Below are 24,090 nucleotides of genomic sequence, written 5' to 3'. Positions count from 1 at the left end.
CCTCGCAGCAGAGGGGCGGGGTCTTGCGCGTCCGGGGAGCGGCCGCGAGGCCGATCCGGCTCAGGGCTCGACGAGCACCTTGATCGCGCGGCGCTCGTCCATCGCCCGATAGCCCTCGGCGACCTGGTCCAGGCCGACCCGCGCGTCGAAGACCCGACCGGGTTCGATGCGGCCCGCCAGGACCAGCTCGAGCAGCTCGGGCAGGTAGCGGCGCACCGGCGCCATCCCGCCGCGCAGGCCGACGTTCTTGGAGAACATCGTGCGCACCGGCAGCTCGACGCCGTGCGGCACGCCGACGAACCCGACCATCGAGCCGGGGCGGGCCACGCCGAACGCCGTCCGCATCGCGTCGTCCGTGCCGACGCACTCCAGGACCGCGTCGGCGCCGATGCCGCCGGTGAGCTCCTTGACGATCGCCCCGCCCTCGCGGCCGCGCTCGGCGACGATGTCGGTGGCCCCGAACGCGCGGGCCAGCTCCTGGCGCCGCGCGTGGCGCGACATCGCGATCACCCGCTCGGCGCCCATCGTGGAGGCGGCCAGCACGCCGCACAGCCCGACCGCGCCGTCGCCGACGACGACCACGGTCGACCCGGGCGTGACGTTGGCGCTGACGGCGGCGTGCCAGCCGGTGGGCATCACGTCGCTGAGCGCGAGCAGCGAGGGCACGAGCGCCGGGTCCGGGGCGTCGTCGCCGATCTTGACCAGGCTGCCGTCGGCCTGGGTGACCCGGGCGAGCTCGGCCTGCCCGGAGACGGTCATGCCGAGGTTCGTGCAGACCGACTGAGCGCCGGCGCGGCAGTGGGCGCAGGTGTTGTCGCAGTGGCAGAACGGCACCACCACGTGGTCGCCGACGCGGATCTCGCGTACGTCGGCGCCGACCGCCTCGACCACGCCGATGCACTCGTGGCCGATCGTGGCCCCCTCGGTGATCGGGTTCTCGCCGCGGTAGGGCCACAGGTCGGAGCCGCAGATGCAGCCTGCCGTGACTCGGACGATGGCGTCGGTGGGCAGCTCGAGGGTGGGGTCCGGGACCTCGCTGACGCGGATGTCGCGGGGTCCGTGGATCGTCGTGGCACGCATGCGAGCATCCTTGCACCCGCCCGTGAGCGGCTCGGCACGGCCGGGCGCGGCGCGAATTGCCATATCTCACATGTGAGTTACCGTGGTCGACATGAGTGAGGACTACAAGGGCCGCATCGGCAATCTCATCCGTGACGCCCGCAAGCACCGTGGTCTTACCCAGACCCAGCTCGCCGACCTGCTGGCCACCAGCCAGAGCGCGATCAACCGGATCGAGAAGGGTCACCAGAACCTCTCCCTGGAGATGCTCGCGCGCATCGGCGCCGCACTGGACTCCGAGATCGTCGCCGTCGGCGCCGGCCCCGTGCACCTGCGCGTGACCGGTCCCACCACGCTCTCCGGCACCATCGACGTGAAGACCTCCAAGAACGCCGGCGTCGCGCTGCTGTGCGCCTCGCTGCTCAACCGGGGTCGCACCGTGCTGCGCAAGGTCGCGCGCATCGAGGAGGTCAACCGGCTGCTCGAGGTGCTCAGCAGCCTGGGCGTGACCACCCGCTGGCTCAACGACGACAACGACCTCGAGATCATCCCGCCGCGCGACCTCGACCTGAGCCAGATCGACGAGGCCGCGGCCCGTCGTACCCGCTCGGTGATCATGTTCCTCGGCCCGCTGCTGCACCGCGCCGACGACTTCGAGCTGCCGTACGCCGGCGGCTGCAACCTCGGCACCCGCACCGTCGAGCCGCACATGTCGGCGCTGCGCCCCTTCGGCCTGGAGGTCAAGGCCACCGACGGGCTCTACCACGCCCAGGTCAACCGCAACGTCGCCCCGACGCGCCCGATCGTGCTCACCGAGCGCGGCGACACCGTCACCGAGAACGCGCTGATGGCCGCGGCCCTGCACCCCGGCACCACGGTCATCCGCAACGCCTCGTCGAACTACATGGTCCAGGACCTCTGCTTCTACCTCCAGCGCCTCGGCGTCACGGTCGAGGGCATCGGCACCACCACGCTGACCGTCACCGGCCGCGAGGTCATCGACGTCGACGTGGACTACGCGCCGTCGGAGGACCCGATCGAGGCGATGTCGCTGCTGGCCGCCGCGATCGTGACCCAGTCGGAGATCACCATCCAGCGGGTGCCGATCGAGTTCCTCGAGATCGAGCTGGCGCTGCTGGAGGAGATGGGCTTCCGCTACGACGCCACCCCCGAGTACGTCGCGCGCAACGGCCACACCCGGCTCATCGACATCACCACCAAGCCCTCCACGCTGCACGCGCCGCTGGACAAGATCCACCCGATGCCGTTCCCGGGCCTCAACATCGACAACCTGCCGTTCTTCGCGGTGATCGCCGCCGTCGCCGAGGGCCAGACCCTGCTGCACGACTGGGTCTATGAGAACCGCGCGATCTACCTCACCGACCTCAACAAGCTCGGCGGCAACGTCAAGCTGCTCGACCCGCACCGGGTGATGATCGAGGGCCCGACCTCCTTCACCGGCACCGAGCTGGTCTGCCCCCCTGCCCTGCGCCCGGCCGTGGTGATCCTGCTGGCGATGCTGGCCTCCAAGGGCACCTCGGTGCTGCGCAGCACCTACGTGATCCACCGCGGCTACGAGGACCTGGCCCAGCGGCTGAACCTGCTGGGTGCGCAGATCGAGTCCTTCCGCGACATCTGAGGGTCGCCTGACGGGCCGCTGCGGCCCCGAAGACCCCCACGTTTGGTCCCCAACGACAACAAAACGGCCCTTTGCGTTGCCGTTGGGGACCAAACGACGACATTTCCGGCCCACCGGGCCCGTGCGGCACCGGGCGGCCCGCAGGGGTGTTTACTGCTCCGGTGAGCACACGGCCGCACACCGGGCACGCCTACCTCGACACGGTCGCGGGACGGCGCGAGGTCCTGGCGTTCGCGCACCGGGGCGGGGCCTACCACCCGGAGATCGACGGGCTCGAGAACACCCTGGCCGCGTTCAAGCACGCCGTGGCGCTCGGGTACCGCTACCTCGAGACCGACGTGCACGTGACGCGGGACGGGATGGTGCTCGCCTTCCACGACCGGGTCCTGGACCGGGTCACCGACCAGCGCGGGGAGATCGCCTCGCTGACCTACGCGGAGGTCCGCCAGGCCCTCGTGGGCGGTCGCGAGGAGGTGCCGACGCTGGCGCGGCTCTTCGAGGAGTTCCCGGACGCGCTGTTCAACATCGACCTCAAGGCCGACGGCGCCGTCGCGGCGCTGGCCGAGCTCATCGACACCCACGACGCCTGGGACCGGGTGCTCGTCGGGTCCTTCTCCCCGCGCCGGCTCACCCGCTTCCGCGAGCTGACCGCGCACCGGGTGCCGACCTCCGCGCACCCGCTGGAGGTCCTGGCCTTCCGGTTCCTGCCCAGCGGGAGGCTGGCCGACCTGGTGACGCGCGGACGGGTGGCGGCCCTGCAGGTCCCCCACCGCCGCGGGCCCTGGCCGCTCACCAACGCCGGGCTGGTACGCCGCGCGCACGCGGCCGGCAAGCACGTGCACGTGTGGACGATCGACGACGCCGACGAGATGCGCGAGCTGCTCGACCTCGGCGTCGACGGGCTGTTCACCGACCGCACCGACACCTTGAGGGACGTGCTCGTCGAGCGCGGCCAGTGGATGGACCAGCGGAGGGACCACGCATGACGACCACCCAGCCGCCCGGCGGGACCGACGCCGGCAGCACCACCCCCGCCGGCCCGCCCCGCGGAGGGCGCGACCGCTACGGCTGGCCCGTGTACGCCTGGGGGCTGTGGGACTGGGGCTCGGCGGCGTTCAACGCCGTCATCACGACCTTCGTGTTCAGCGTCTACATCACCTCCGACGACTTCGGCCCCGGCGCGTCCTCCAAGCTCGGCTGGGCGCTGGCCGGCGCCGGCCTGCTGATCGCGCTGTTCGCGCCGATCAGCGGCCAGCGCGCGGACCGCTCGGGACGGCGTACGTTCTGGCTGGCCGTCAACACCGGCCTGGTGATCCTGGCGACGCTCGGGCTGTTCTTCGTCAAGCCGTCCCCGGACTACCTGTGGCTGGGCCTGCTGCTGCTCGCCGCGGGCAACGTGTTCTTCGAGTTCGCCTCGGTGAACTACAACGCGATGCTCAACCAGATCTCGACGCCGGCCACGGTCGGCCGGATCTCGGGGCTCGGCTGGGGCCTGGGCTACCTCGGCGGCATCGTGCTGCTGCTGATCGTCTACTTCGGGCTGATCAGCCCGGACGTGGGCCTGTTCGGGGTGACCTCCGAGGAGGGCCTCGACGTCCGGGTGACGATGCTGTTCTGCGCGGCCTGGACGCTGGTCTTCTCGCTGCCGCTGATCCTCACCCTGCGCGACGACCGCTCCCAGCGCGGTCCCCGCGGCCCGCGGACCGGCGTGATCGCCTCCTACCGCGCCCTCTTCGCGACCGTGGCCGACCTGTGGCGCACCGACCGCAACACCGTCTACTTCCTGGGCGCCTCGGCGGTCTTCCGTGACGGCCTCGCGGGCGTCTTCACCTTCGGCGCGGTGATCGCGGCCAAGGTCTTCGGCTTCAGCGACAGCGGGGTGATCGTGTTCGGCATCGCCGCCAACGTGGTCGCCGGTGTCGCCACCATCGCCTTCGGCCACCTCGACGACCGGATCGGGCCGAAGCGGGTCATCGTGCTGTCGCTGAGCGTGATGCTCCTCGCCGGCGTCCTGATCTTCTTCCTCCACGACGGCGGGACGACGACGTTCTGGGTGTGCGGACTGACGCTCTGCATCTTCGTGGGCCCCGCGCAGTCCGCCTCGCGCACCTTCCTCGCCCGGCTGATCCCGGCCGGCCGGGAGGGCCAGGTCTTCGGGCTCTACGCCACCACCGGCCGCGCGGTGAGCTTCCTGGCGCCCGCGGCGTTCGCCGGCTCGATCTGGATCGGGGCGAAGCTGACCGGCGTCGCGGACGTCGACGACGCCCAGCACTGGGGGATCCTCGGCATCGTCTCGGTGCTCCTGCTCGGCCTGCTCCTGCTGCTGCCGGTGCGCAGCGGCGTCCGCAGCGACTCGGCGCTGGTGACCACCCCTCCCCGGTCCTGAGCGGGTCCCGACCCCGCACCGACCCCGCACCGACCCCGGCCCGGCGTCACCGCCGAGCCGGGTCGCGACGTGTCAGGGGTTACGTCGGACCACACCGGGTTACCGTCGATTGTCGGAATCCTCGACCGCTCAGTAACGTTGAAGACTTCTGGAGCCGGGTCCCGACTCCAGTCACCGCTACACGGGGAACAGAACGGAGGCGTCTCTATGGCAGAGCGCACATTGCGTGGAGCCCGACTCGGCGGCCAGAGCTTCGAGGACGAGCGCGGCATCGAGTTCGCGGCGCGCCAGCAGGTCGGGTACCGCTGCCCGCAGAACCACGAGTTCGAGATCACCATGTCGGTCGAGGCCGACATCCCCGCCGTGTGGGAGTGCCCGCGCTGTGGCGCCGAGGCGCTGAGCACCGCTGGCATCGAGCGCGAGGAGAAGGTCGAGAAGCCGGCCCGCACGCACTGGGACATGCTGCTCGAGCGCCGCTCCGAGAAGGAGCTCGAGGACATCCTCAAGGAGCGCCTGGAGCTGCTGCGCGGCGGCGAGATCGGCCCCGCGCACCTGCACCGCGCGAACGCCAAGAAGCGCAAGGCCACGGCCTGAGCCGAGCCGGCGCGGACGGCGTCAGTCGTCCACGACCTCGCCCCGGACCACGGATCCCTCGGATCCGGGTCCGGGGCGTCGCTGTGTGGGGGTGCCGATGACGACCACGCGGGAGGTGACCAGCCCGACGAGCAGGCGGCGGAACAACGGCCGGGTGAACGGCAGCACCAGGAGCACGCCGAGCACGTCGGTGATGAACCCGGGGAACACGATCAGGGTGCCGCCGACCAGCACCAGGGCGTCGTCGGCGATCTCGCGGGCCGGCATCCGCCCGTTCGACAGCGACGTGCCCAGCGCCGTCCAGGCGCGTGTGCCGGCGTGCCGGATGATCGCCGACCCGACGACGCTGCCCAGGATCAGCAGCGCGATGGTCCACCACGCACCGATCTCCTGGGCGACCTGCACGATCACGAACAGCTCGGCCACCGGCAGCAGCACGAAGAGGAACAGGAGCACCCAGCGGGTGCGGGGTCGGCGCGTGCTCATGGGGTCCATCGTGCCAGTGCCCTCCTGACCTGCGCGGCCCGCTCCCGCAGGCCCCAGGTGGTGATCCGGCGCAGCGACTCCGCGGCGACCGCGCCGCTCATCTTGGAGTCCCCGCGCTCGCGCTCCACGAACTCGATCGGCACCTCGCGCACCCGCAGCCCGGCCTGCAGCGTGCGGGCGGCCAGCTCGGTCTGGAAGACGTAGCCGGTGGACTGCACGGTGTCCAGGTCGAGGCGCTCCAGGGTGGTACGGCGGTAGAGCCGGTAGCCGGCGGTCGCGTCGCGCACCGGGATCCCCAGCAGCAGGCGCACGTACAGGTTGCCGCCGCGCGAGAGCAGCTGGCGGCGCAGCGGCCAGTTCACGACCGTGCCGCCCGGCACCCAGCGCGAGCCGATCACCAGGTCGGCGTCCGCGAGCGCCGCGCGCAGCAGGTGCAGCTGCTCGGGCTGGTGGGAGCCGTCGGCGTCCATCTCGCCGATGACGTCGTAGCCGGCCTCGAGGGCGTGCGCGAAGCCCTCCAGGTACGCCGCGCCCAGGCCGGCCTTGCCGGTGCGGTGCACCACGTGCACCCGCGGGTCGGTGCCGGCCAGCTCGTCGGCGACGTCGCCGGTGCCGTCGGGCGAGGCGTCGTCGACGACCAGCACGTCGACCTCGGGCTCGGCAGCGTGCAGGCGGCCCACGATCCAGGCCAGGTTGTCGGCCTCGTTGTAGGTCGGCAGCACCATGACCGTGCGTCCCGACGGACCGGTGCCGGCGGCGGTCCCGCTGTCGGGGGTGGTGCCACTGCTCACGATCGGGACTCTCCTCGGGGACTGCCGGCGGTGACGAGCTCGCGGGAGTCGCCGTCGGCCGGAGCCGGCCGGACCCGTCGACGATACGGGACCAGTCCGGCGAGCAGCGCGAGGCCCGTGGCGACGAGGCAGAAGGCGCTGATCCAGGGCGCCAGGCGGACGCCCGGGGTGACGGCGTCGTTCAGCTCGATGCTTTCCAGGAGGACCTCCTGGGTGCGCGGGGCGGCGCTGGCCACCACGGTGCCGTCGGGGGCGATGACGCCCGAGACACCGTTGGTCGCCGCGACGACGGCGTACTTGCCGGTCTCCAGGGCGCGCATCCGGGTGATCGCGAACTGCTGGTCGATCTGGTCGGTGTGGATGAAGGTCGCGTTGCTGGTCTGCACGACCAGCATCTCCGCACCCTCCTCGACCTGGGCGTAGATGCCGTCGTCGTAGGCGATGTCGAAGCAGATCGCGTCCGCGACCGGGACACCGGCGATGTCGAGCGGGGAGGTGCGGGTGCCGGAGAGCATGTCGCGCGGGACCATGGCGAGGCGGCCGAACTGGGCGGTGAAGAAGTCGCGGAACGGGATCCACTCGCCGTACGGCACCGGGTGCCACTTGGTGTAGCGCTCCCCTGGACCGGTCCCGGGGTCCCACACGATGCCCTGGTTGAGCACGTTGCCGGGCCCGCCGTCGACCAGGCCGCCCACCAGCACCGGCACCCCGATGGCCGCCACGGCCGTCTCGATGCCGTCGCGAATCTCGCCCTCGCGGAACGGGTCCGAGGCGGTGGAGTTCTCCGGCCAGACCACGAAGTCCGGACGCGGCGCCTCGCCCGCGGCGACCTCGCGCGCCAGCTCGATCGTGGCGTCCACGTGGTTGCGGGTCACCCCGGGGGCGTCGTAGAGGATGTCGTTGCCGGGACCGGGCACGTCGCCCTGGACCGCGGCCACGGTGACCTCGCCGGTCGGCGTCGCCGACCACGGCACCACCACCGGTACGGCGAGCAGCGCGACGCCCGCGACCAGGACGCCGGCCACCACCCGGCGCGCGCGGTCCCGCTCGAGGACCAGCGCCGCGAGCAGGGTGCCGCCGAGCGCGAGGACGAAGGAGACGCCGACCGCACCGACGTAGGGCAGCGCGTCGGCGACCGGGGTGTCCACGACCCCGAAGGAGAGCCGGCCCCAGGGCATGCCGCTGAACGGCCAGCCGCTGCGCCACACCTCCATCGAGACCCACGCGGTGGCCAGCCACAGCGGCCACCAGGCGCGCCGGTGCAGCACCGCGGCCACCGAGCCGAGCAGGGCGTAGAAGAGCGCCTCGATGCCGGCCAGCGCCAGCCAGGCGTCGGTGCCGACCGAGCGCATCCACCAGATGTGGGTGTAGTAGAACGCCACGCCGAAGACCAGCCCGGGCACCCAGCCGCTGCGCGCGCGCAGGCCGCGGGTGGCGAGGGCGAACCCGGCGACGCCGACGGGCAGCAGCACCGGCAGGGCGACGGGCTCGAAGGCCAGGGCGAGGGCCAGACCGGCGACGAGGGCCAGGGCGGTCCGCTTCAGCACGACACCACGGTACCGGGGCGTCGCAGAGCGACGGGAGGAGCCCGAAACCCTTCGGTCCAACCCGCGCCCGGCTGGCTGCCGACCACGAGGTTGTTGTCTAGGGGGTCCGGGTTCCTCCCGTGCCCGCCCCATGGGGCGAACCGACCTCCGCGAACAATGTCGAACAGGTGCCTGGCACCCACACCCTCCGACACAGCCACTCGGACGTCGGTCCACCGGCCACGATCTGCACGGGCGGACGCCTCACAGTGGCGGCTGCGCCGCGCGGCTGTCAACACCACGCTGACCTGCACGAACGGGTGTCCTCGCAGGTCAGCGGCGTGCTGGTGGCTACCCACAATTTGCACCGATTCCAGACCACTGCGACGGGGCGCCGCGAAGTGGCGCACGACACCCACCCGGCTGTGCTAATGCGCAGGGGTGAGATGGGGTCACCCCTCGCGGCGGGTGCCCGGGACGACGACCGTGCCGCGGGCGGTGGTGGCCAGGATCGGCTCGGCCAGCAGCTGCGCGGCCCCCGGCTGCTCGGTGCTGCCGCACCCGCGCGCGACCACGTGCAGGGCCAGCTCCAGGGTCCGTGACCGGGAGCCCACCGCGACCAGCTCGGCGCTCGCCTCGACCACGTCGCCGGCACGGACCGGCGCCAGGAACCAGACCTCGGCGTACCCGGCGAACAGGCCCTCGTCGCCGTCGGTGCGGATGCACATCTCGGTCGCCACGTCGCCGAACAGCCCGAGACCGTAGGCGCCGTCGACCAGGCTGCCGGCGTAGTGCGCGTGGCTGTGCGGGACGTAGCGCCGGTGCACCACCCGGATGCCCGGCTCCGGCGCCCCGTTCACCGGGCGAGCTCCGCGCGCGCGGCGACGCGGTCGGCCAGGAAGGAGGCGACCTCGCCGGGCGTCGTACCCCTGCCGAAGACGCGGTCCACGCCCAGCCCGGCGGCGGCCGACTCCTCGAACCGCGGCCCGCCGACGACCAGCAGCGGGCGCCCGCCGTCGGGGTACGCCGCGGCGAACGCCGCGGCGACCTGACGGGCGTGCAGCAGGTGGGCGTCGCGCTGGGTGACGACCTGGGAGACCAGGACGGCGTCCGCGCCCTCCTCGACCGCCCGGGCCAGCAGCTGCTCGACGTCGACCTGCGCGCCGAGGTTCACGACCTTGATCTCGCGGTAGTACTCCAACCCCTTCTCCCCCGCGAACCCCTTGACGTTCAAAATCGCGTCGATGCCCACGGTGTGGGCGTCGGTGCCGACGCAGGCGCCGACGACCACCATCCGCCGGCGCAGGGAGCGCCGGATCGCGGTGTTCACCTCCGCGGGCGTGAGCAGCGGGTAGTCGCGCTCGACCACCTCGACGGCGTCGGTGTCGACGAGGTGGGAGACCCGGCCGTAGACCACGAAGAAGGTGAACCCCGGGCCCATCGGGCGGGCGTGGACCACCATCGCGGGGTCCATGCCCATCTTGGCCGCGAGCTGTGCGGCCGCTCCCTCCGCGACCTTGGAGTGCGGGATCGGCAGGGTGAAGCTGACCTGCACCATCCCGTCCCCCGTGGTGTCGCCGTACGGGCGCACGATCATGACTCCTCCAGCAGGTCGGTGGCGGGGTTGTGGTAGCCGTCGGCCTTCTCGGCGACGCCGTCCAGGCCGCGTCCGCCGTCGGCGGGGCGGCGCATCAGCCCGAAGGTGCCGTCGGCGATGGCGTCGAGCAGGCCGTGCTCGTGGGCGGTGATCCGGGTGAGCAGGTCGACCGACTCCCCGAGCACCTGCCGGGCGCGGGTGACGATCAGGCCGTCGGGTGCCGGGCGGAAGTCCTCGCGCAGCCCGCCGGCGGCCTCGAGGACGTAGCGGACGTTGCGCAGCGCCAGGTCGCGGTCGGAGAGCCACGGCGTCACCACCGCCTCGGTCATCATCCCCACGAGCAGGATGCCCTGGCCGGTAAGCGCCCCGGCGAGGTTGAAGAACCCGTCGAGGAGGTAGCCGCGGAACACGTCGCCGGTCATGTGCCGCGTCGGCGGCATCCACTTCAGCGGTGCGTCCGGGAACAGCTCGCGGGCCAGCATCGCGTGGGCGAGCTCGAGGCAGAACGAGTCCGGCAGGTCGGGGTCGATCTCGAAGGCGTGGCCCAGGCCGAGCTGCCAGTCCTCGAGCCCGGCCTCCTTGGCGAAGTACTCGTTGAGCAGCTGGCTGGTGGTGACCGTGTGCGCCGCCTCGACCGCGTCCGCGGTGGTGAGGTAGTTGTCCTCGCCGGTGTTGATGATGATCCCGGCGCGGGCGTGCACCTGGCGGCTGAAGCGCTGGTCCACGAAGGTGCGCACCGGGTTGATGTCGCGGAACAGGATCCCGTACATCGAGTCGTTGAGCATCATGTCGAGGCGCTCCAGCCCGGCCAGGACGGCGATCTCGGGCATGCACAGCCCGCTGGCGTAGTTGGTCAGGCGCACGTAGCGGCCCAGCTCGCGGCTGGACTCGTCGAGCGCGGCGCGCATCAGTCGGAAGTTCTCCTGGGTGGCGTAGGTGCCGGCGAAGCCCTCGTGGGTCTCCCCCTCGGGCACGTAGTCCAGGAGGCTCTGCCCGGTGGAGCGGATCACCGCGATCACGTCCGCGCCCTCGCGTGCGGCCTGCTGGGCCTGCGGGATGTCCTCGCGGATGTCGCCGGTGGCCACGATCAGGTAGATCCACGGCTTGCTGGGCGCGTCGCCGTGGGTCCGGATCAGCTGCTCGCGCTCGTCACGGCGACGGTCGATGCGGGCCAGCCCCTCCGCGACAACGGCGCTCGAGGCGGTCCGGGCCCGGTCCGCGTCGGCGCCCGTGGGCAGCCGGAAGGACACCGAGCCGACCGCGGCCTTCTGCGCCAGCGCGCCGAGGTCGTCGGCCTCGCCGCGCAGCAGCGCGTCCCACACCGGCAGTGCGACGCCGTGCTCGAGGCCGACCTCGTCGCGCACCGCGTCAGCGAGCCGGTTGACCCAGGGCGTCCCCTCGGCGTCGGCGCCGGCGAGACCGGCCAGCCGGAGCGTGGCGCGCTCCACCGCGACCGTGGTGTGCTCGCGCGCCATCCGCACGATCGGCTCGCCGGCGCGCCGGGCCAGCTCACGGGCCTGGCGGATCGTGGTGGGGTCGAGGTCCAGCGCGCTCACCGGCCCACCCGCTCGCTCAGCAGCTCGCCGACGCCGGGGTGGCGCCGCACCAGGTCCAGGGCGTACGCCGCGTGCCCCGGCACGTAGCCGTTGCCGACCAGCATGGTGACGTCGGCGGCCAGACCCTCGGCGCCGAGCGCGGCGGCCGAGAACGAGGTGGCCATCGAGAAGAACACGACCGTGCCCCGCTCCGCGGTGGACAGCACGGCGCCGCCCTCGCAGCCGGGGACGTCCACGCACACCACCGTCACGTCCGCGGGCCCGCCGGCCCCGGTGACCGCGTCGCGCAGCGCGAGCGGGTCCCGGGCGTCGGCGACCACCACCTCGTCGGCCAGGCCGGTGGCCGCGAGGCGTCGGGTCTCCGCGGTGTCCGGGACGACCGCGATCGTGCGGGCCGCCCCGGCCTCGCGGGCGGCGGCCAGGCTGAGGGAGCCCGACTTGCCGCCGCCACCGAGCACGGCGACCGTCGGGGCGGCGTACTGCGCGACGACGCGCCGGGTCAGCGCCGGGGCGCCGCACACGTCCATCACCGCGAGGCTGAGCGCGGTGGGCAGGTCCTCGGGCAGCACCGCGGCCACCGAGCGGCCGAACAGCACGGCGTAGCCGTCGCACGGCACCTGCTCGCCGAGGCCGTCCCAGCGGGCCAGGTCGTCCTCCACCACCAGCGGGGTGAGGCTCAGCGAGACCAGCGTCGCGACCCGCTGCCCGACCCGCAGGCCGAGCGGGGACTCCGGGCCGACCTCCTCCACGGTGCCGACGAGCATCCCGCCGGAGCCGGTCACCGGGTTCTGCATCTTGCCGCGCTCGGCGATGATCGCCAGCACCGCACGGCGTACGGCGGCGCCGTCCCCGTCGTGGGCCTCGGCCAGCTGGCGGTAGGAGGCCGCGTCGAGGTTGAGCCGCTCCACGCGCACCCGGACCTCGTCGGGCCACAGCTCGCGGCGGGCGTCGAGGCGCTCGGCGGCCTGCGGCAGGACCGCCCGCTCGTCGCGCACACGGTGCCGCCCGGTGGGGTCACTGGTGAGCAGCGTGGGCATGGGCATCTCCGCCTTCTGTGCGAGTCAACGGGAAATCCTTCGGCGTGCGGGTGGACGTGCAGGACGATTCGCTCCTACTGTGGCAGATATGGCGCAGGTCACACAACGACCGCGCCCTCCGTGTCCGCGCCAGCCGGAAGGCCGCCCATGACCGTCCACGTCACCACTCCACGCCCGGAAGGCCCGCGCAGCGAGCAGCCCTACGCCTACCTGCGCACCGAGCTCGTGGAGCCCGACTGGACCCGCTTCCCGGGGTGGCGCGACGTGGGGGTGGAGCAGTGGGAGTCGGTGCAGTGGCAGCGCGCGCACTGCGTGAAGAACCTGCGCCAGCTGCGCGAGCTGCTCGGCGACCTGGTCGACGACGTCTTCTACGACGACCTGGCGCGCGACCAGGCCGAGCGCGCCACCATGTCGATGCTGGTGCCGCCGCAGATGCTCAACACGATGGCGCCGTACACCGAGCCGGGCGGGCCGGGGTCGCTGACCGCGGCGTTCTACGCCGACCCGGTTCGCCGCTACATGATCCCGGTCTTCTCCGACCGACGCACCGACTGGCCCTCACACCCGCACGCGAGCCGCGACTCGCTGCACGAGCACGACATGTGGGCGGTGGAGGGGCTCACCCACCGCTACCCGACCAAGGTGCTCGCCGAGCTGCTGCCCACCTGCCCGCAGTACTGCGGACACTGCACGCGCATGGACCTGGTCGGCACCTCCACCCCGGTGGTCGACAAGCTGCGCTTCGAGCTCAAGCCGGTCAGCCGGCTGGACGCGATGCTGGACTACCTGCGCCGTACGCCGCAGGTGCGCGACGTCGTGGTCTCCGGCGGCGACGTCGCGAACATGCCGTGGCCGCGCCTGGAGGACTTCCTGACCCGGCTGCTGGAGATCGACACCATCCGCGACGTCCGGCTGGCCACCAAGGCCCTCGTCGGGCTGCCCCAGCACTGGCTCCAGCCCGAGGTCGTCGCCGGCGTGGCCCGGGCCGCCGAGCTCGCCCGCGGCCGCGGGGTGTCGCTGGCGATCCACACCCACGCCAACCACGCCCAGTCGATCACCCCGCTCGTCGCCCGCGCGAGCGGCGCGATGCTCGACGCCGGGCTGCGCGACGTGCGCAACCAGGGCGTCCTGCTGGCCGGCGTCAACGACGACCCGCACGCCCTGCTCGACCTGTGCTTCCGGCTCCTCGACGACGCCCGGGTGATGCCCTACTACTTCTACATGTGCGACATGATCCCGTTCAGCGAGCACTGGCGGGTCTCGGTGGCCCACTCCCAGCGCCTGCAGCACCAGATCATGGGCTACCTCCCCGGCTTCGCCACCCCGCGGATCGTCTGCGACGTCCCCTTCGTCGGCAAGCGCTGGGTCCACCAGCTTGCCGACTACGACACCGAGCGCGGCATCTCCTACTGGACGAAGAACTACCGCACCTCGATCGAGGCCGCCGACCCCGACGCCCTGGGACGCCGCTTCGAGTACTACGACCCGATCCACACCCTCCCGCCCGACGGACAGGCCTGGTGGGCGCGGCACGGCTGAGGGCGCCGAAAAGTGCGTCGTTTGGTCCCCAACGGCAGTTTCGACCCCGGTTTTGTTGTCGTTGGGGACCAAACGTGGGGTCCAGGACCCCGCAGGGAGACGCCGAGCCGGCGCACCGGTCAGCCGGTGACCGGCCGGTTCTCGTAGTACGTCGACAGCACGATCGTGGTGCGCGTGGAGACGTTGGCGGCGGTGCGGATCCGGGCCAGCAGGTCCTCGAGCGCGGCCGGGGTCGCGGAGCGGACCTTCAACATGTAGGACTCCTCCCCCGCCACCGACCAGCACGACTCGATCTCGGGGACGTCGCGCAGCCGCTGGGGGCAGTCGTCGGGCTGCGAGGGGTCGATCGGGCGGATCGAGATGAACGCCGTGAGCGGCAGGCCGAGCGCCTCGTGGTTGAGGGTGGCGCCGTAGCCGAGGATCAGGCCGCGCTGCTCGAGCCGCTTGACCCGCTGGTGCACCGCCGAGGTGGACAACCCGGTCGCGCGGCCGAGGTCGGTGTAGGACATCCGGCCGTCTGCGGCCAGCAGCTGGAGGATCTTGCGGTCGGTGGTCTCGACCTCGGCGGCGATCACGTCCCTCAGGGTGCCACAGGGGCGTGGGAGGATCCGATCGTGACCGAACCGCAGACAGCCGGCCGCCTGATGCTCCTCGACACCGCGTCGATGTACTTCCGCGCCTTCTTCGGCGTACCGGAAATCCTCGCGCCCGACGGCAGCACCCCCGTGAACGCCGTACGTGGCCTGATGGACTTCATCTCCCGACTGGTCGAGGAGTACCGCCCGACCGAGCTGGTGTGCTGCTGGGACAACGACTGGCGCCCGCAATGGCGCGTCGACCTGGTCCCGACGTACAAGACCCACCGCGTCGAGGAGGAGGTCGACCAGGCACCCGACGTCGAGGTCGTCCCGGACCCGCTGCAGGTGCAGGTGCCGATCATCCGCGACGTGCTCGCGGCGTTCGGCATCGCGGTCGTCGGCGCGGACGGCTACGAGGCCGACGACGTCATCGGCACCCTCGCCACCGGCGCGGGGCGCCCGGTCGACGTGGTGACCGGGGACCGCGACCTGTTCCAGGTCGTCGACGACGAGGCGGAGGTCCGGGTCCTCTACATCGCCCGCGGCATCAGCAAGCACGAGCGCGTCGACAACGACTGGGTGCGGACCAAGTACGCCGTCGACGCCGCCCAGTACGCCGACTTCGCCACCATGCGCGGCGACGCCTCCGACGGCCTGCCCGGGGTGAAGGGCGTGGGCGAGAAGACCGCGGCCACCCTCCTCGAGCGGTACGGCGACATGCCCGGCATCCTGGCGGCCGCGGCGGACCCCGGCTCCGGCATGGGCCCCGCGCCGCGGGCCAAGATCAAGGCCGCCGCCGACTACCTCGCCGTCGCACCCCAGGTGGTTGCGGTCGCGCGGGACCTGGACCTGCCCCGCGAGGGCTACGCCCTGCCGAGCACCCCCGCCGACCCCGACCGGGTGCGCGAGCTGGCGGCCCGATGGGGCCTGGAGTCCCCCACCGAGCGACTGCTCAAGGCGCTCGCGGGCTGAGGCAACGGCGCCGCCGTGGGCCCGGGGCTGGGCCCACGGGGTCTTGGAAACCGTCACGTTTGGTCCCCAACGACAGCTCTGACCCCGGTTTTGTTGTCGTTGGGGACCAAACGTCGACCTCGGCACGCACCCGCCACCCTCACCAGCCCCCTCGTAGCGTGACCCCATGGACCGCATCGCGATCGTCGGGGGCCACGGACAGGTGGCCCAACAGCTCATCCACGTGCTGCGCCGCAGCGAGCACACCCCGGTGGCGCTGGTGCGCCGCGAGGAGTACCGCGCGGAGCTGGAGTCACAGGGCGCCGAGGTGCGCCTGCTCGACATCGAGCGCCAGGACTCCGCGGCGTTCGCGGAGGCGTTCGAGGGGTGCGCTGCGGTGGTCTTCGCCGCCGGTGGCGGCCCGGACGGCAACATCGAGCGCAAGCGCACCGTCGACCTCGAGGGCTCGCTGAAGTCGATCGAGGGGGCGCAGCGCGCGGGGATCCGTCGCTTCGTGCAGATCTCCGCGATCGGGGTCGACGACCCGCTGCCGGAGGACACCGCGCCGGTGTGGAAGGCCTACGTCGAGGCCAAGCGCGACGCCGACAAGGCGCTGCGCGACAGCGGCCTGGACTGGACGATCCTGCGCCCCGGGATGCTCACCGACGACCCCGCCACCGGCGAGGTCGAGCTGGCCGACCGGGTGGAGCCCGGCCCGGTCACCCGCGCCGACGTGGCCGCGGTCGCGGCCGCGGTGCTCGACGCCCCCGGCAGCATCGGTCACCAGTGGAGCCTGGTCAACGGCTCCACCCCGGTCGCCGACGCGGTCGCCGCCGCCTCCGCCTGAGGCAAGCCCGAGGCGCGCCCAACAGGACCGCCCCGCACACACGCAGCAGGCCCCCGCGGCCCGACCCACCAGGTCGGGACGCGGGGGTCGCTCAGTCCTCGGCGAGCCCGCCGGAGGCGACCACGCCGCGGCGTACCCGGTCCATGACCTCGCGCGCGGTGTGCCGCACCGGGGAGTCGCCGGCGGCGTTGGCGACCTGGCCGGCGAGGTCGAGCAGCTGCTTCATCCAGCGCACGAAGTCGCCGGCGGCCAGCTCGCTGGCGCGCAGCACGTCGTCGAGGTCGTCGCCCTCGCTCCAGCGGTACGCCGTCCAGGCCAGCCCGAGGTCGGGCTGGCGCAGGAAGTCGAGGCGGTGGTCCTTCTCGAGGCGGTCGAGCTCGCCCCAGACCCGCACCATCTCGCCGATCACCTCGCGGGCGCGACCGCCCGGCAGCCGGGGCGCGGAGGCGTCGTCGGGACGACGCGCCTCGAAGACCAGCACCGACAGCGCGGCGGCCAGCTCGGAGGGCGACAGGTCGTCCCACAGCCCGTGGCGCAGGCACTCGGCCGCGACCAGGTCGAGCTCGGAGTACAGCCGCATCAGGTGCCGCCCGCGCGGCGTCACCTCGTCGCCGTCGAGGTAGTCCAGCGCGGTGAGCACGTCGCAGACCCGGTCGAACTGGCGCGCGACCGTGTTCGTGCGCTGCTCGACACGGCGCTTGAGGGTGTCGGCGTCGCGGCGCAGCTTGTGCCAGCGCTCGGCCCAGCGCGCGTGGTCCTCGCGCTCGGGGCAGGCGTGGCAGGGGTGCTCGCGCAGCTGCTCGCGCAGCCTGGCCACCTCCTCGTCGGCCCCCGACTGTGCCATCGCGGTCCGGGCCCCGCCCCCGCGCCCGGGCGGCGGCGGGGCGAGGTCGTGGGTGCGCGAGCGCAGCGCGGAGGCCAGGTCGCGGCGCATCTGCGGGTTGCGGCCGTTGAAGTTCTTCGGCACCCGCACCTTGCCCAGCGCCTCGACCGGCGTCGGGAAGTCGATCATCGCCAGGCGCCGCGCCTGCCGGTCGGCGGTCACGACGTAGGGGCGCGGGCCGTCGGGCGACCAGCCCGGGTCGATCACCACGGCGTACCCGGCGAACTTGCCGGTCGGGACCCGGATCACGTCGCCGGGACGCAGCACGCGCAGCGACTCGATGGCCTCCACGCGGCGGTCGGCCTTGCGGGCCCGGCTGGCGTCCTTCTCCACCTCGGAGATCCGCCGGCGCAGCGCGGCGTACTCCATGAAGTCGCCGAGGTGGCAGGTCGCCGCCTCTCGGTAGCCGTCCAGCGCGTCCTCGGCCTTGCGCAGCTGGCGGGCCAGCCCGACGACGGCCTTGTCGGCCTGGAACTGCGCGAAGGACTGCTCGAGCAGCTCGCGCGAGCGCGCGCGGCCGAACTGGTGGACCAGGTTGACCGCCATGTTGTACGACGGGCGGAAGGAGGAGCGCAGCGGATAGGTGCGGGTCGAGGCCAGGCCGGCGAGCTCCTTGGGGTTCATCCCCTGCTGCCACAGCACGACGCCGTGGCCCTCGGTGTCGAGGCCGCGGCGACCGGCGCGCCCGGTCAGCTGGGTGTACTCCCCCGGCGTGATCGCGGCGTGGGTCTCGCCGTTCCACTTCGTCAGCTTCTCGATCACCACGGTGCGTGCGGGCATGTTGATGCCGAGCGCGAGGGTCTCGGTCGCGAAGACGACCTTGCACAGACCCTGGGTGAACAGCTCCTCCACGCACTGCTTGAACGCCGGCAGCATGCCGGCGTGGTGCGCCGCGACGCCGCGGGTCAGGCCGTCGAGGAAGTCGTGGTAGCCCAGGACGTGGCGGTCCTCGTCGGGCAGGTGCCGGCAGCTCTCCTCGACGTATTCGTAGATCGCGTCGCGCTCCTCCGGGGAGGTCAGGCGTACGCCGCTGGCCAGGCACTGCTGCACCGCCGCGTCGCAGCCGACCCGGCTGAAGATGAACACGATCGCGGGCAGCAGGCCGTCGCGGTCGAGGCGCTCGATGACCTCGGCGCGGCTCGGCACCCAGACCCGGCGACCGTTGCCGACCTGGCGCCCGCCCGCAGCACCGCTGGGCTTGCCGCCCCGGCCGGGCTTCTGCCCGCGCGGGGAGCGGCGGTCACGCACGTGGGTGGCGGCCCAGTCGTCGCGGGCGACCTTCATCAGCTCGCCGTTGACCGCGGCGCCCTCCTTGACGAAGCCGGCGGCGGCGTCGACGTCGGAGCCGGCGAACAGGTCGAGCATCCGGCGCCCGACCATGACGTGCTGGTACAGCGGGACCGGGCGGCGCTCCTCCAGGACGGTGGCGGTCTCGCCGCGCACCGTGGCCAGCCACTCGCCGAACTCCTCGGCGTTGGACACGGTCGCCGACAGCGACACCAGCGCCACCGACTCCGGCAGGTGGATGATCACCTCCTCCCAGACCGCGCCGCGGGAGCGGTCGGCGAGGTAGTGCACCTCGTCCATGACCACGAAGCCGAGGCCGAGCAGGGTCCGGGAGCCGGCGTAGAGCATGTTGCGCAGGACCTCGGTGGTCATCACGACCACCGGCGCCTCGCCGTTGATGGTGTTGTCGCCGGTGAGCAGGCCGACCTGGTCCGGGCCGTAGCGGTCCACCAGGTCGTGGTACTTCTGGTTCGACAGCGCCTTGATCGGGGTGGTGTAGAAGGCCTTGCGCCCGGTCTCCAGGGCGAGGTGGATGGCGAACTCGCCGACGATCGTCTTGCCCGACCCGGTCGGCGCGGCCACCAGGACCCCGCGGCCCTCCTCGATCTCGCGGCAGGCCCGCAGCTGGAAGTCGTCGAGCGGGAAGTCGTGCAGCGACTGGAACTCCCGCAGGACGGGGTGGTTCTTGTGCTGTCGGTACGACGCGTACCGCTCCGACGGGGACAGCTCGTCGGCGCTCATGCGCCCAACCTACGCGAGGCTCACGACAGCACGGTGAGGGCGCCCGGTGCGCACTCCACGGTGAGCGGCAGCGGCCCGAAGCGCTCCCCGTCGGCGTAGGTCACGATGCCCGGCGCGGCGATGGTCACCCGGCGCACGAGGTGACGCTCGTACTGCGGGTGGGTGACGTGGGTGCCGCGGAACAGCTTGGGGTAGGTCCGCACCAGCGAGGCCTTGCTGATCGGCTTGATCACCACGACGTCGAGCAGGCCGTCCTCGAGCGAGGCGCCCTCGGTGATCCGCAGCCCGCCGCCGAAGGAGGGCCCGTTGCCGACGGCCACGAGCATCGCGTCGGTGCGCACCACCTCCCCGTCCAGGTCCAGGACGTAGGACAGCGGGCGGAAGGTGCGCAGCTCGGCGACGGTGGCCAGGTTGTAGCGCATCTGGCCGCGCGGCCAGGTCATCGAGTTGGCACGCTCGTTGACCACCGCGTCGAATCCGGCGCACAGCACGGTGGTGTAGTACGTCGCGCCGCTGCGGGCCAGGTCGACCGTCCGGGTGCGTCCGGCCACCACCCGCTGCACCGCGGCGGCGGGGTCCCCGGGGGAGATGGCGAGGGCACGCGCGGCGTCGTTGCCGGTGCCGGCCGGGACGATGCCGAGCGGCACCGCGGTGCCGGCCACGGCCTGCACCGCGAGGTGGACCAGCCCGTCGCCGCCGACCGCGACCACCGCGTCCACGCCGTCGGCGACCGCGCCGCGGACCAGGTCGGTGCTCTCGTCGGCGTCCGCGCCGGCGAGGTCGCGCACGTGGATGCCGGCCTCCCGCAGCCGGGCGACGGTGAGCGCGCGGGTGCGCGCGCCGCGTCCCTTGCCCGCGCTGGGGTTGCTGAGGACTGCGATGTCGCGCCGGCCGGTCACCGCCGCACCCTAGGCCATCGCCGCCGTCGCCGGACGGACCTCAGGGCCTGCGCCCCGCACTCTCGCCGATCCGCAGGCAGGCGCTGTAGCGCTCCGGGGTCGCGCCGACCGCGCGGGCGAGCCGGCTCAGGGCGTCCAGCACCAGGTCAGCGGTGAAGCCGGTGCCGGGCACGGCGAGGGTGAGCCGGTCCTCGCGGCGGACCAGGTGGACCTCGCCGCGGTGCCAGGCCTGGTGGGTGCGGGTGCGGTCGGCGTCGCCGGCCACCGGGACGGGGTACGCCGCGTCGACGGCGAGCAGGTCGCAGCCCACGCTGTCCTCCCCCGCGGCGTGCTGCAGGACGCCGGCGACCAGGTGCCCGGCGCGGAGCCCGGACCCGGGGGTCCAGGTGACGTCCGAGGTGCCCAGCCAGTCGGGCAGGTCGAACGGGTCGAGCTCGCCGAGGAGCACGACCGGGGAGCTGGTCGGGCCGCTCACAGGGTGGAGACCTCGTCGTCGGACCACTGGTCGGTGCCGTGCGCCCCCCGGCCGCGGCGGCGGTCGATCAGGCGCGAGACGGCCTCGGCGACCAGGAACAGCACCAGCATCGGCACCGCGAGCATCAGCATCGAGAACGGGTCGGTCGACGGCGTCGCGACGGCGGCGAAGACGAAGGTGCCGATGATGATCCAGTTGCGGTACCGCGCCAGCACCTTGCCGCTGAGCACGCCGGCCAGGTTGAGCATGATGACGAAGAGCGGGATCTCCATCGCGATGCCGAACACCAGCATCATCCGGGTGAAGAAGCTGAAGTACTCGCCGAACTCGACGAGGTTCTCCAGGCCGTCGGGGGTGAACCCGATCAGGACCTCGAGGCCCTTGGGGAGCACGTAGTAGCCGAGCGCGACGCCGGCGATGAACAGCGGCCCCGCGACGGCGGCGAACAGCCGCGTCCAGCGCTTCTCCCCCGGGTGCAGGCCCGGGAGGATGAACGCCCAGATCTGGTAGAGCCAGTACGGGCTGGAGACCACGATGGCGGCCACGCCGCACAGCTTCAGCTGCAGCAGCAGCGGGCCCCCGGCGCTGGCGATGTAGGCCTTGGTCTCGACCGACTCCGGCAGCGCGGCGCGCGCGTCGTTGTACGGGTCGAGCACCAGGTCGAGCAGCTGCTCGTAGACGAACAGCGCGGCGACGAACGCCACGACCAGCACGGTCGCGGAGCGGAGCAGCCGGGCCCGGACCTCACGCAGGTGGTCCGACAGCGGCATCCGGCCGTCCGGACCGACCGGGTGCTGGGGTCGGGCGGAGTAGAGGCGTACGAACCCGGAGAGCGCGGACAAGCGGCTCAGGCCGTGTCGCCGCGGCGACGGCGCTCGGCCTCGCGCTCCGCGGCGAGGCGGTCCTGGTCGAGCAGCGCCTGGCGGGCCTCGATCTCGCGCTGCTCGGGGGTCTTGACCTCGTCGTCGTCGTCCATCAGGCCCTTGGTCTCGGCCTTGAAGATCCGCAGCGCGCGGCCGCTGCCGCGGGCCAGCTCCGGGAGCTTGCTGGCGCCGAAGAGCAGCACCAGGACGGCGAGGATGATGAGCAGCTCGGTGGTGCCGAGGCCTGCGATGAGCGGGGTGATCATGGTGTCCTCACGGTCCTGGTTGCGCGTGTTGTCGGCCTCGCCAGTCTACGCGGCGTCATCGGTAGAGCCCGAGCGCGTCTTGCGCCACGGCGCGGAACTCCTCGGCGATCCCTTCGGGGCGCACCACCCGGGCGTGCGGGGCGACCCGCAGCAGCAGCCGGGTCAGCCACTGGTGGTCAGCGACGAGGAGGTCGACCTCGGCGCCGCCGTCCTCGCGGGGGCGGACCGCCTCGACCGGGTAGTACTCGACCACCCAGCGCGCGGCCGGGTCCAGGTGCAGCGTGACGGGCAGGGTGTCGCTGGAGGGGCTGAACATGCCCGCCGACAGGTCGCGCGGCGCAGCCGGCTCGGAGACGACCGGCTCGTCGAGGACGTCCGCGGAGCTGATCCGGTCCAGGCGGAACAGCCGCGGCGCCTCGGCGGAGTGGCACCAGGCGTCGAGGTAGTCCACGCCACGGGAGGTCACGACGCCGCGCGGGTCGACGACCCGGTCGGACTCCTCGTCGCGTGAGGGCACGAAGTAGGTCAGCCGGACCTGGCGGCCGCGGTCGGCGGCATCCTGCAGGCGGCGGGCCAGCAGCGCCTGGTCGGCGTCCACGGCGTCGGTGCCCGGGTCGATCCGGGGTGCGGCGGTGCCCTCCGCGGCCGCGGCCTCCAGCTTGGCCAGCGCGCGGTCGACCACCTCGCGGGTCTCGGCGCCCGCGCCGTTGCGCAGCGCACGCAGCGCGACGATCACCGCGGTGGCCTCGGTCGGGGTCAGGCGCAGCGGCCGGGCGAGGTAGTCGGCGTTGGAGACCCGGATGACGCCGTCGCCGTCGGGGTCCTCGAGGGCGTCGAGGTCGACGTCGATCAGGTCGTCGGGGTAGCCGCCCGGCAGGCCGCACATCAGCAGGACCTTGAGGTCCTTGAGCAGCTGCTTGGGCGCCACGCCGAGGGCACGCGCGGCGTCCTCGAGGCGGACGCCGTCGCGGGCGTGCAGGTAGGGCACCAGGGTCAGCAGGCGGGCCACCTGCTCCTTGGCGCCCAGCGGGGCCTGGCTCATGCGCTCTCCTCCGCCGCGGCGTGCTCCTGCGGCTGCTCGAGGGCCGCCCGGAGACGGTGGATGACGGCTTGGCGCACGGTGTCCGGGGACTCCACGACGACGTCCGCGCCGTGGCCCAGCACCTCGTCGACCAGGCCGAGGCTGCGGGTCAGGGAGACCCGGTCCCATCGGGTGCGGGTGTCGGGCCCGGGCACGTCGGTCTCCACGGAGTCCACGCCGCGCCGCAGCGCGTGGCCGGCGCCCTCGCGGACCAGCAGGACGGCGTGCTCGATCGTGGGCGCCGGGGCGAGACGCCGCGCCACCTCGCGCACGTCGGTGCCGGCCGGCACGTCGTACGCCCCGGGCCGGCCCTGGCGCTTCGCCTGACCGCGGACCCGGGAGAGCCGGAAGACGCGCTCCGCGCCGCGGTCGGTGTCGAGGCCCACGACGTACCAGCGCCCGGAGTAGCGCACCACGCCCCACGGCTGGAGGTGGCGCCGAGTGACCTCGTCCTGGCCGGGGCGGGCGTAGTCGAAGGAGACCGCGCTGCGCTCCTGGGTGGCCTCCCAGAAGACGTCGAAGGACGGCTCGTCGGCGCTGAGCCGCGGCTCGACGATGTCGAGGGCGGTGGTGTCGACGTCGATGCCGGCCGCGCTGAGCTTGCGGACGGCGTCGCTGGTGGCGGAGGCGAGCCGGGCGTGCTGCCACACCCGGGTCGCCAGCCCGATCACCGCCGCCTCGTCGGGGCGCAGGTCGATCTCCGGAAGTGCGAAGTCATCGGGCGAGATCCGGTAGCCCGGCTCGTCGTCGAAGAGCGGGTCGATCTGGTCGACCTCGACGGGTACGCCGAGGCTGCGCAGCTCCTCCTTGTCGCGCTCGAACATCTTCTCGAACGCCTCGAGGGTGGAGTCGGGGTAGAGGATCGAGCGGATCCGCTGCTTGGGCACCGGGCGGCGCTGGACGAGCAGCATGATCAGCAGGTTGAGCAGCCGCTCACTCTTGGCCACCGTCACGCTGCTCCTCCTTCGTCGATCCGCACACCCTCATTCTCGCCCACGACCCCACCGAA

At 72.8% G+C, this 24,090-nt stretch carries 23 protein-coding genes; 7 read left to right on the top strand and 16 right to left on the bottom strand.

Going from position 1 to position 24,090, the window contains the following annotated elements; all coding sequences use genetic code 11:
- Positions 1 to 60: 60 nt before the first annotated feature.
- Positions 61 to 1,080 carry a zinc-dependent alcohol dehydrogenase family protein gene (locus tag HOQ23_RS06460; RefSeq protein WP_172212946.1) on the bottom strand — a complete coding sequence of 340 codons (1,020 nt, stop codon included), beginning with the start codon at positions 1,078 to 1,080 and terminating at the stop codon, positions 61 to 63.
- 91 nt (positions 1,081 to 1,171) lie between these two features.
- Here HOQ23_RS06460 and HOQ23_RS06455 point away from each other — a divergent pair, with 91 nt between their 5' ends.
- The 4 genes from HOQ23_RS06455 (at position 1,172) to HOQ23_RS06440 (ending at position 5,678) form a co-directional block, all read left to right on the top strand.
- Positions 1,172 to 2,698, top strand: coding sequence for a UDP-N-acetylglucosamine 1-carboxyvinyltransferase (locus HOQ23_RS06455; protein ID WP_172212944.1), 1,527 nt, complete (start codon positions 1,172 to 1,174; stop codon positions 2,696 to 2,698).
- 161 nt (positions 2,699 to 2,859) lie between these two features.
- Positions 2,860 to 3,684 (top strand): glycerophosphodiester phosphodiesterase, encoded by an 825-nt coding sequence (locus HOQ23_RS06450; RefSeq protein WP_172212942.1) that lies wholly within the window; start codon positions 2,860 to 2,862, stop codon positions 3,682 to 3,684.
- On the top strand, positions 3,681 to 5,084 hold the full coding sequence (locus HOQ23_RS06445; RefSeq protein ID WP_172212940.1) for an MFS transporter: 1,404 nt from the start codon (positions 3,681 to 3,683) through the stop codon (positions 5,082 to 5,084). The genes HOQ23_RS06450 and HOQ23_RS06445 overlap by 4 nt, the downstream gene beginning before the upstream one ends.
- Before the next feature lie 207 nt (positions 5,085 to 5,291).
- Positions 5,292 to 5,678, top strand: coding sequence for an RNA polymerase-binding protein RbpA (locus tag HOQ23_RS06440; protein ID WP_172212938.1), 387 nt, complete (start codon positions 5,292 to 5,294; stop codon positions 5,676 to 5,678).
- Positions 5,679 to 5,699: 21 nt separating this feature from the next.
- Here the strand turns inward: HOQ23_RS06440 and HOQ23_RS06435 are convergent, their stop codons facing one another.
- From HOQ23_RS06435 to HOQ23_RS06405, 7 genes are all read right to left on the bottom strand, one after another.
- Entirely contained in the window at positions 5,700 to 6,164 is a 465-nt protein-coding gene (locus HOQ23_RS06435) for an FxsA family protein (protein WP_172212936.1), read from the bottom strand.
- A complete protein-coding gene (locus HOQ23_RS06430) occupies positions 6,161 to 6,955 on the bottom strand; it encodes a polyprenol monophosphomannose synthase (RefSeq protein ID WP_367650404.1) in 795 nt (264 codons plus the stop codon). Before HOQ23_RS06430 ends, HOQ23_RS06435 begins: the two co-directional genes overlap by 4 nt.
- Positions 6,952 to 8,502 (bottom strand): apolipoprotein N-acyltransferase, encoded by a 1,551-nt coding sequence (gene lnt / locus HOQ23_RS06425; protein WP_367650403.1) that lies wholly within the window; start codon positions 8,500 to 8,502, stop codon positions 6,952 to 6,954. Before lnt ends, HOQ23_RS06430 begins: the two co-directional genes overlap by 4 nt.
- Before the next feature lie 431 nt (positions 8,503 to 8,933).
- Positions 8,934 to 9,341 (bottom strand): hotdog domain-containing protein, encoded by a 408-nt coding sequence (locus HOQ23_RS06420; protein WP_172212932.1) that lies wholly within the window; start codon positions 9,339 to 9,341, stop codon positions 8,934 to 8,936.
- Complete coding sequence (locus HOQ23_RS06415) at positions 9,338 to 10,078, bottom strand: OAM dimerization domain-containing protein (RefSeq protein ID WP_172212930.1); 741 nt, start codon at positions 10,076 to 10,078, stop codon at positions 9,338 to 9,340. Before HOQ23_RS06415 ends, HOQ23_RS06420 begins: the two co-directional genes overlap by 4 nt.
- Entirely contained in the window at positions 10,075 to 11,634 is a 1,560-nt protein-coding gene (locus HOQ23_RS06410; protein ID WP_172212928.1) for a lysine 5,6-aminomutase subunit alpha, read from the bottom strand. The genes HOQ23_RS06415 and HOQ23_RS06410 overlap by 4 nt, the downstream gene beginning before the upstream one ends.
- A complete protein-coding gene (locus HOQ23_RS06405; protein ID WP_172212926.1) occupies positions 11,631 to 12,677 on the bottom strand; it encodes an L-erythro-3,5-diaminohexanoate dehydrogenase in 1,047 nt (348 codons plus the stop codon). Before HOQ23_RS06405 ends, HOQ23_RS06410 begins: the two co-directional genes overlap by 4 nt.
- A 141-nt stretch (positions 12,678 to 12,818) precedes the next feature.
- On the opposite strand from HOQ23_RS06405, the gene HOQ23_RS06400 reads away from it, so the two are divergent.
- Complete coding sequence (locus HOQ23_RS06400; RefSeq protein ID WP_172212924.1) at positions 12,819 to 14,210, top strand: KamA family radical SAM protein; 1,392 nt, start codon at positions 12,819 to 12,821, stop codon at positions 14,208 to 14,210.
- A 119-nt stretch (positions 14,211 to 14,329) separates the two neighbouring features.
- On the opposite strand, the gene HOQ23_RS06395 is transcribed toward HOQ23_RS06400, so the two are convergent.
- Complete coding sequence (locus HOQ23_RS06395) at positions 14,330 to 14,782, bottom strand: Lrp/AsnC family transcriptional regulator (RefSeq protein ID WP_172213218.1); 453 nt, start codon at positions 14,780 to 14,782, stop codon at positions 14,330 to 14,332.
- A gap of 42 nt (positions 14,783 to 14,824) precedes the next feature.
- On the opposite strand from HOQ23_RS06395, the gene HOQ23_RS06390 reads away from it, so the two are divergent.
- Together HOQ23_RS06390 and HOQ23_RS06385 are read left to right on the top strand one after the other, a co-directional pair.
- A complete protein-coding gene (locus tag HOQ23_RS06390) occupies positions 14,825 to 15,760 on the top strand; it encodes a 5'-3' exonuclease H3TH domain-containing protein (RefSeq protein ID WP_367650402.1) in 936 nt (311 codons plus the stop codon).
- Positions 15,761 to 15,926: 166 nt separating this feature from the next.
- A complete protein-coding gene (locus HOQ23_RS06385) occupies positions 15,927 to 16,586 on the top strand; it encodes an SDR family oxidoreductase (protein WP_172212922.1) in 660 nt (219 codons plus the stop codon).
- Positions 16,587 to 16,677: 91 nt separating this feature from the next.
- On the opposite strand, the gene HOQ23_RS06380 is transcribed toward HOQ23_RS06385, so the two are convergent.
- The 7 genes from HOQ23_RS06380 to HOQ23_RS06350 are packed head-to-tail and all read right to left on the bottom strand — an operon-like array spanning position 16,678 to position 24,034.
- Positions 16,678 to 19,497 (bottom strand): RNA helicase, encoded by a 2,820-nt coding sequence (locus HOQ23_RS06380; protein WP_172212920.1) that lies wholly within the window; start codon positions 19,495 to 19,497, stop codon positions 16,678 to 16,680.
- Between the two features lie 20 nt (positions 19,498 to 19,517).
- Positions 19,518 to 20,396: a diacylglycerol kinase gene (locus HOQ23_RS06375; RefSeq protein ID WP_172212918.1), complete on the bottom strand. Its 879-nt coding sequence runs from the start codon at positions 20,394 to 20,396 to the stop codon at positions 19,518 to 19,520.
- Between the two features lie 40 nt (positions 20,397 to 20,436).
- Positions 20,437 to 20,871, bottom strand: a complete 435-nt coding sequence (locus tag HOQ23_RS06370; protein ID WP_172212916.1) for a hypothetical protein — start codon at positions 20,869 to 20,871, stop codon at positions 20,437 to 20,439.
- Positions 20,868 to 21,713, bottom strand: a complete 846-nt coding sequence (gene tatC, locus HOQ23_RS06365) for a twin-arginine translocase subunit TatC (protein ID WP_253945228.1) — start codon at positions 21,711 to 21,713, stop codon at positions 20,868 to 20,870. The genes HOQ23_RS06370 and tatC overlap by 4 nt, the downstream gene beginning before the upstream one ends.
- 5 nt (positions 21,714 to 21,718) lie before the next feature.
- On the bottom strand, positions 21,719 to 22,000 hold the full coding sequence (tatA, locus tag HOQ23_RS06360; protein ID WP_216653756.1) for a twin-arginine translocase TatA/TatE family subunit: 282 nt from the start codon (positions 21,998 to 22,000) through the stop codon (positions 21,719 to 21,721).
- Positions 22,001 to 22,055: 55 nt separating this feature from the next.
- On the bottom strand, positions 22,056 to 23,042 hold the full coding sequence (locus HOQ23_RS06355; RefSeq protein ID WP_172212914.1) for a YafY family protein: 987 nt from the start codon (positions 23,040 to 23,042) through the stop codon (positions 22,056 to 22,058).
- A complete protein-coding gene (locus HOQ23_RS06350) occupies positions 23,039 to 24,034 on the bottom strand; it encodes a WYL domain-containing protein (RefSeq protein ID WP_172212912.1) in 996 nt (331 codons plus the stop codon). Before HOQ23_RS06350 ends, HOQ23_RS06355 begins: the two co-directional genes overlap by 4 nt.
- Between the last annotated feature and the right edge of the window lie 56 nt (positions 24,035 to 24,090).

It is taken from the genome of Nocardioides sp. zg-DK7169, assembly GCF_013155365.1.
Classification (GTDB): domain Bacteria; phylum Actinomycetota; class Actinomycetes; order Propionibacteriales; family Nocardioidaceae; genus Nocardioides.
This window is presented reverse-complemented; position numbering and strand designations above follow the sequence as displayed.

Excerpts from the sequence above, each read along its gene's own strand:
- HOQ23_RS06460 (WP_172212946.1), bottom strand. The coding sequence starts at position 1,080 with ATGCGTGCCACGACGATCCACGGACCCCGCGACATCCGCGTCAGCGAG.
- HOQ23_RS06455 (WP_172212944.1), top strand. The coding sequence starts at position 1,172 with ATGAGTGAGGACTACAAGGGCCGCATCGGCAATCTCATCCGTGACGCC.
- HOQ23_RS06445 (WP_172212940.1), top strand. The coding sequence starts at position 3,681 with ATGACGACCACCCAGCCGCCCGGCGGGACCGACGCCGGCAGCACCACC.
- HOQ23_RS06440 (WP_172212938.1), top strand. The coding sequence starts at position 5,292 with ATGGCAGAGCGCACATTGCGTGGAGCCCGACTCGGCGGCCAGAGCTTC.
- HOQ23_RS06435 (WP_172212936.1), bottom strand. The coding sequence starts at position 6,164 with ATGAGCACGCGCCGACCCCGCACCCGCTGGGTGCTCCTGTTCCTCTTC.
- HOQ23_RS06415 (WP_172212930.1), bottom strand. The coding sequence starts at position 10,078 with ATGATCGTGCGCCCGTACGGCGACACCACGGGGGACGGGATGGTGCAG.
- HOQ23_RS06405 (WP_172212926.1), bottom strand. The coding sequence starts at position 12,677 with ATGCCCATGCCCACGCTGCTCACCAGTGACCCCACCGGGCGGCACCGT.
- HOQ23_RS06400 (WP_172212924.1), top strand. The coding sequence starts at position 12,819 with ATGACCGTCCACGTCACCACTCCACGCCCGGAAGGCCCGCGCAGCGAG.
- HOQ23_RS06385 (WP_172212922.1), top strand. The coding sequence starts at position 15,927 with ATGGACCGCATCGCGATCGTCGGGGGCCACGGACAGGTGGCCCAACAG.
- HOQ23_RS06380 (WP_172212920.1), bottom strand. The coding sequence starts at position 19,497 with ATGAGCGCCGACGAGCTGTCCCCGTCGGAGCGGTACGCGTCGTACCGA.
- tatA (WP_216653756.1), bottom strand. The coding sequence starts at position 22,000 with ATGATCACCCCGCTCATCGCAGGCCTCGGCACCACCGAGCTGCTCATC.
- HOQ23_RS06355 (WP_172212914.1), bottom strand. The coding sequence starts at position 23,042 with ATGAGCCAGGCCCCGCTGGGCGCCAAGGAGCAGGTGGCCCGCCTGCTG.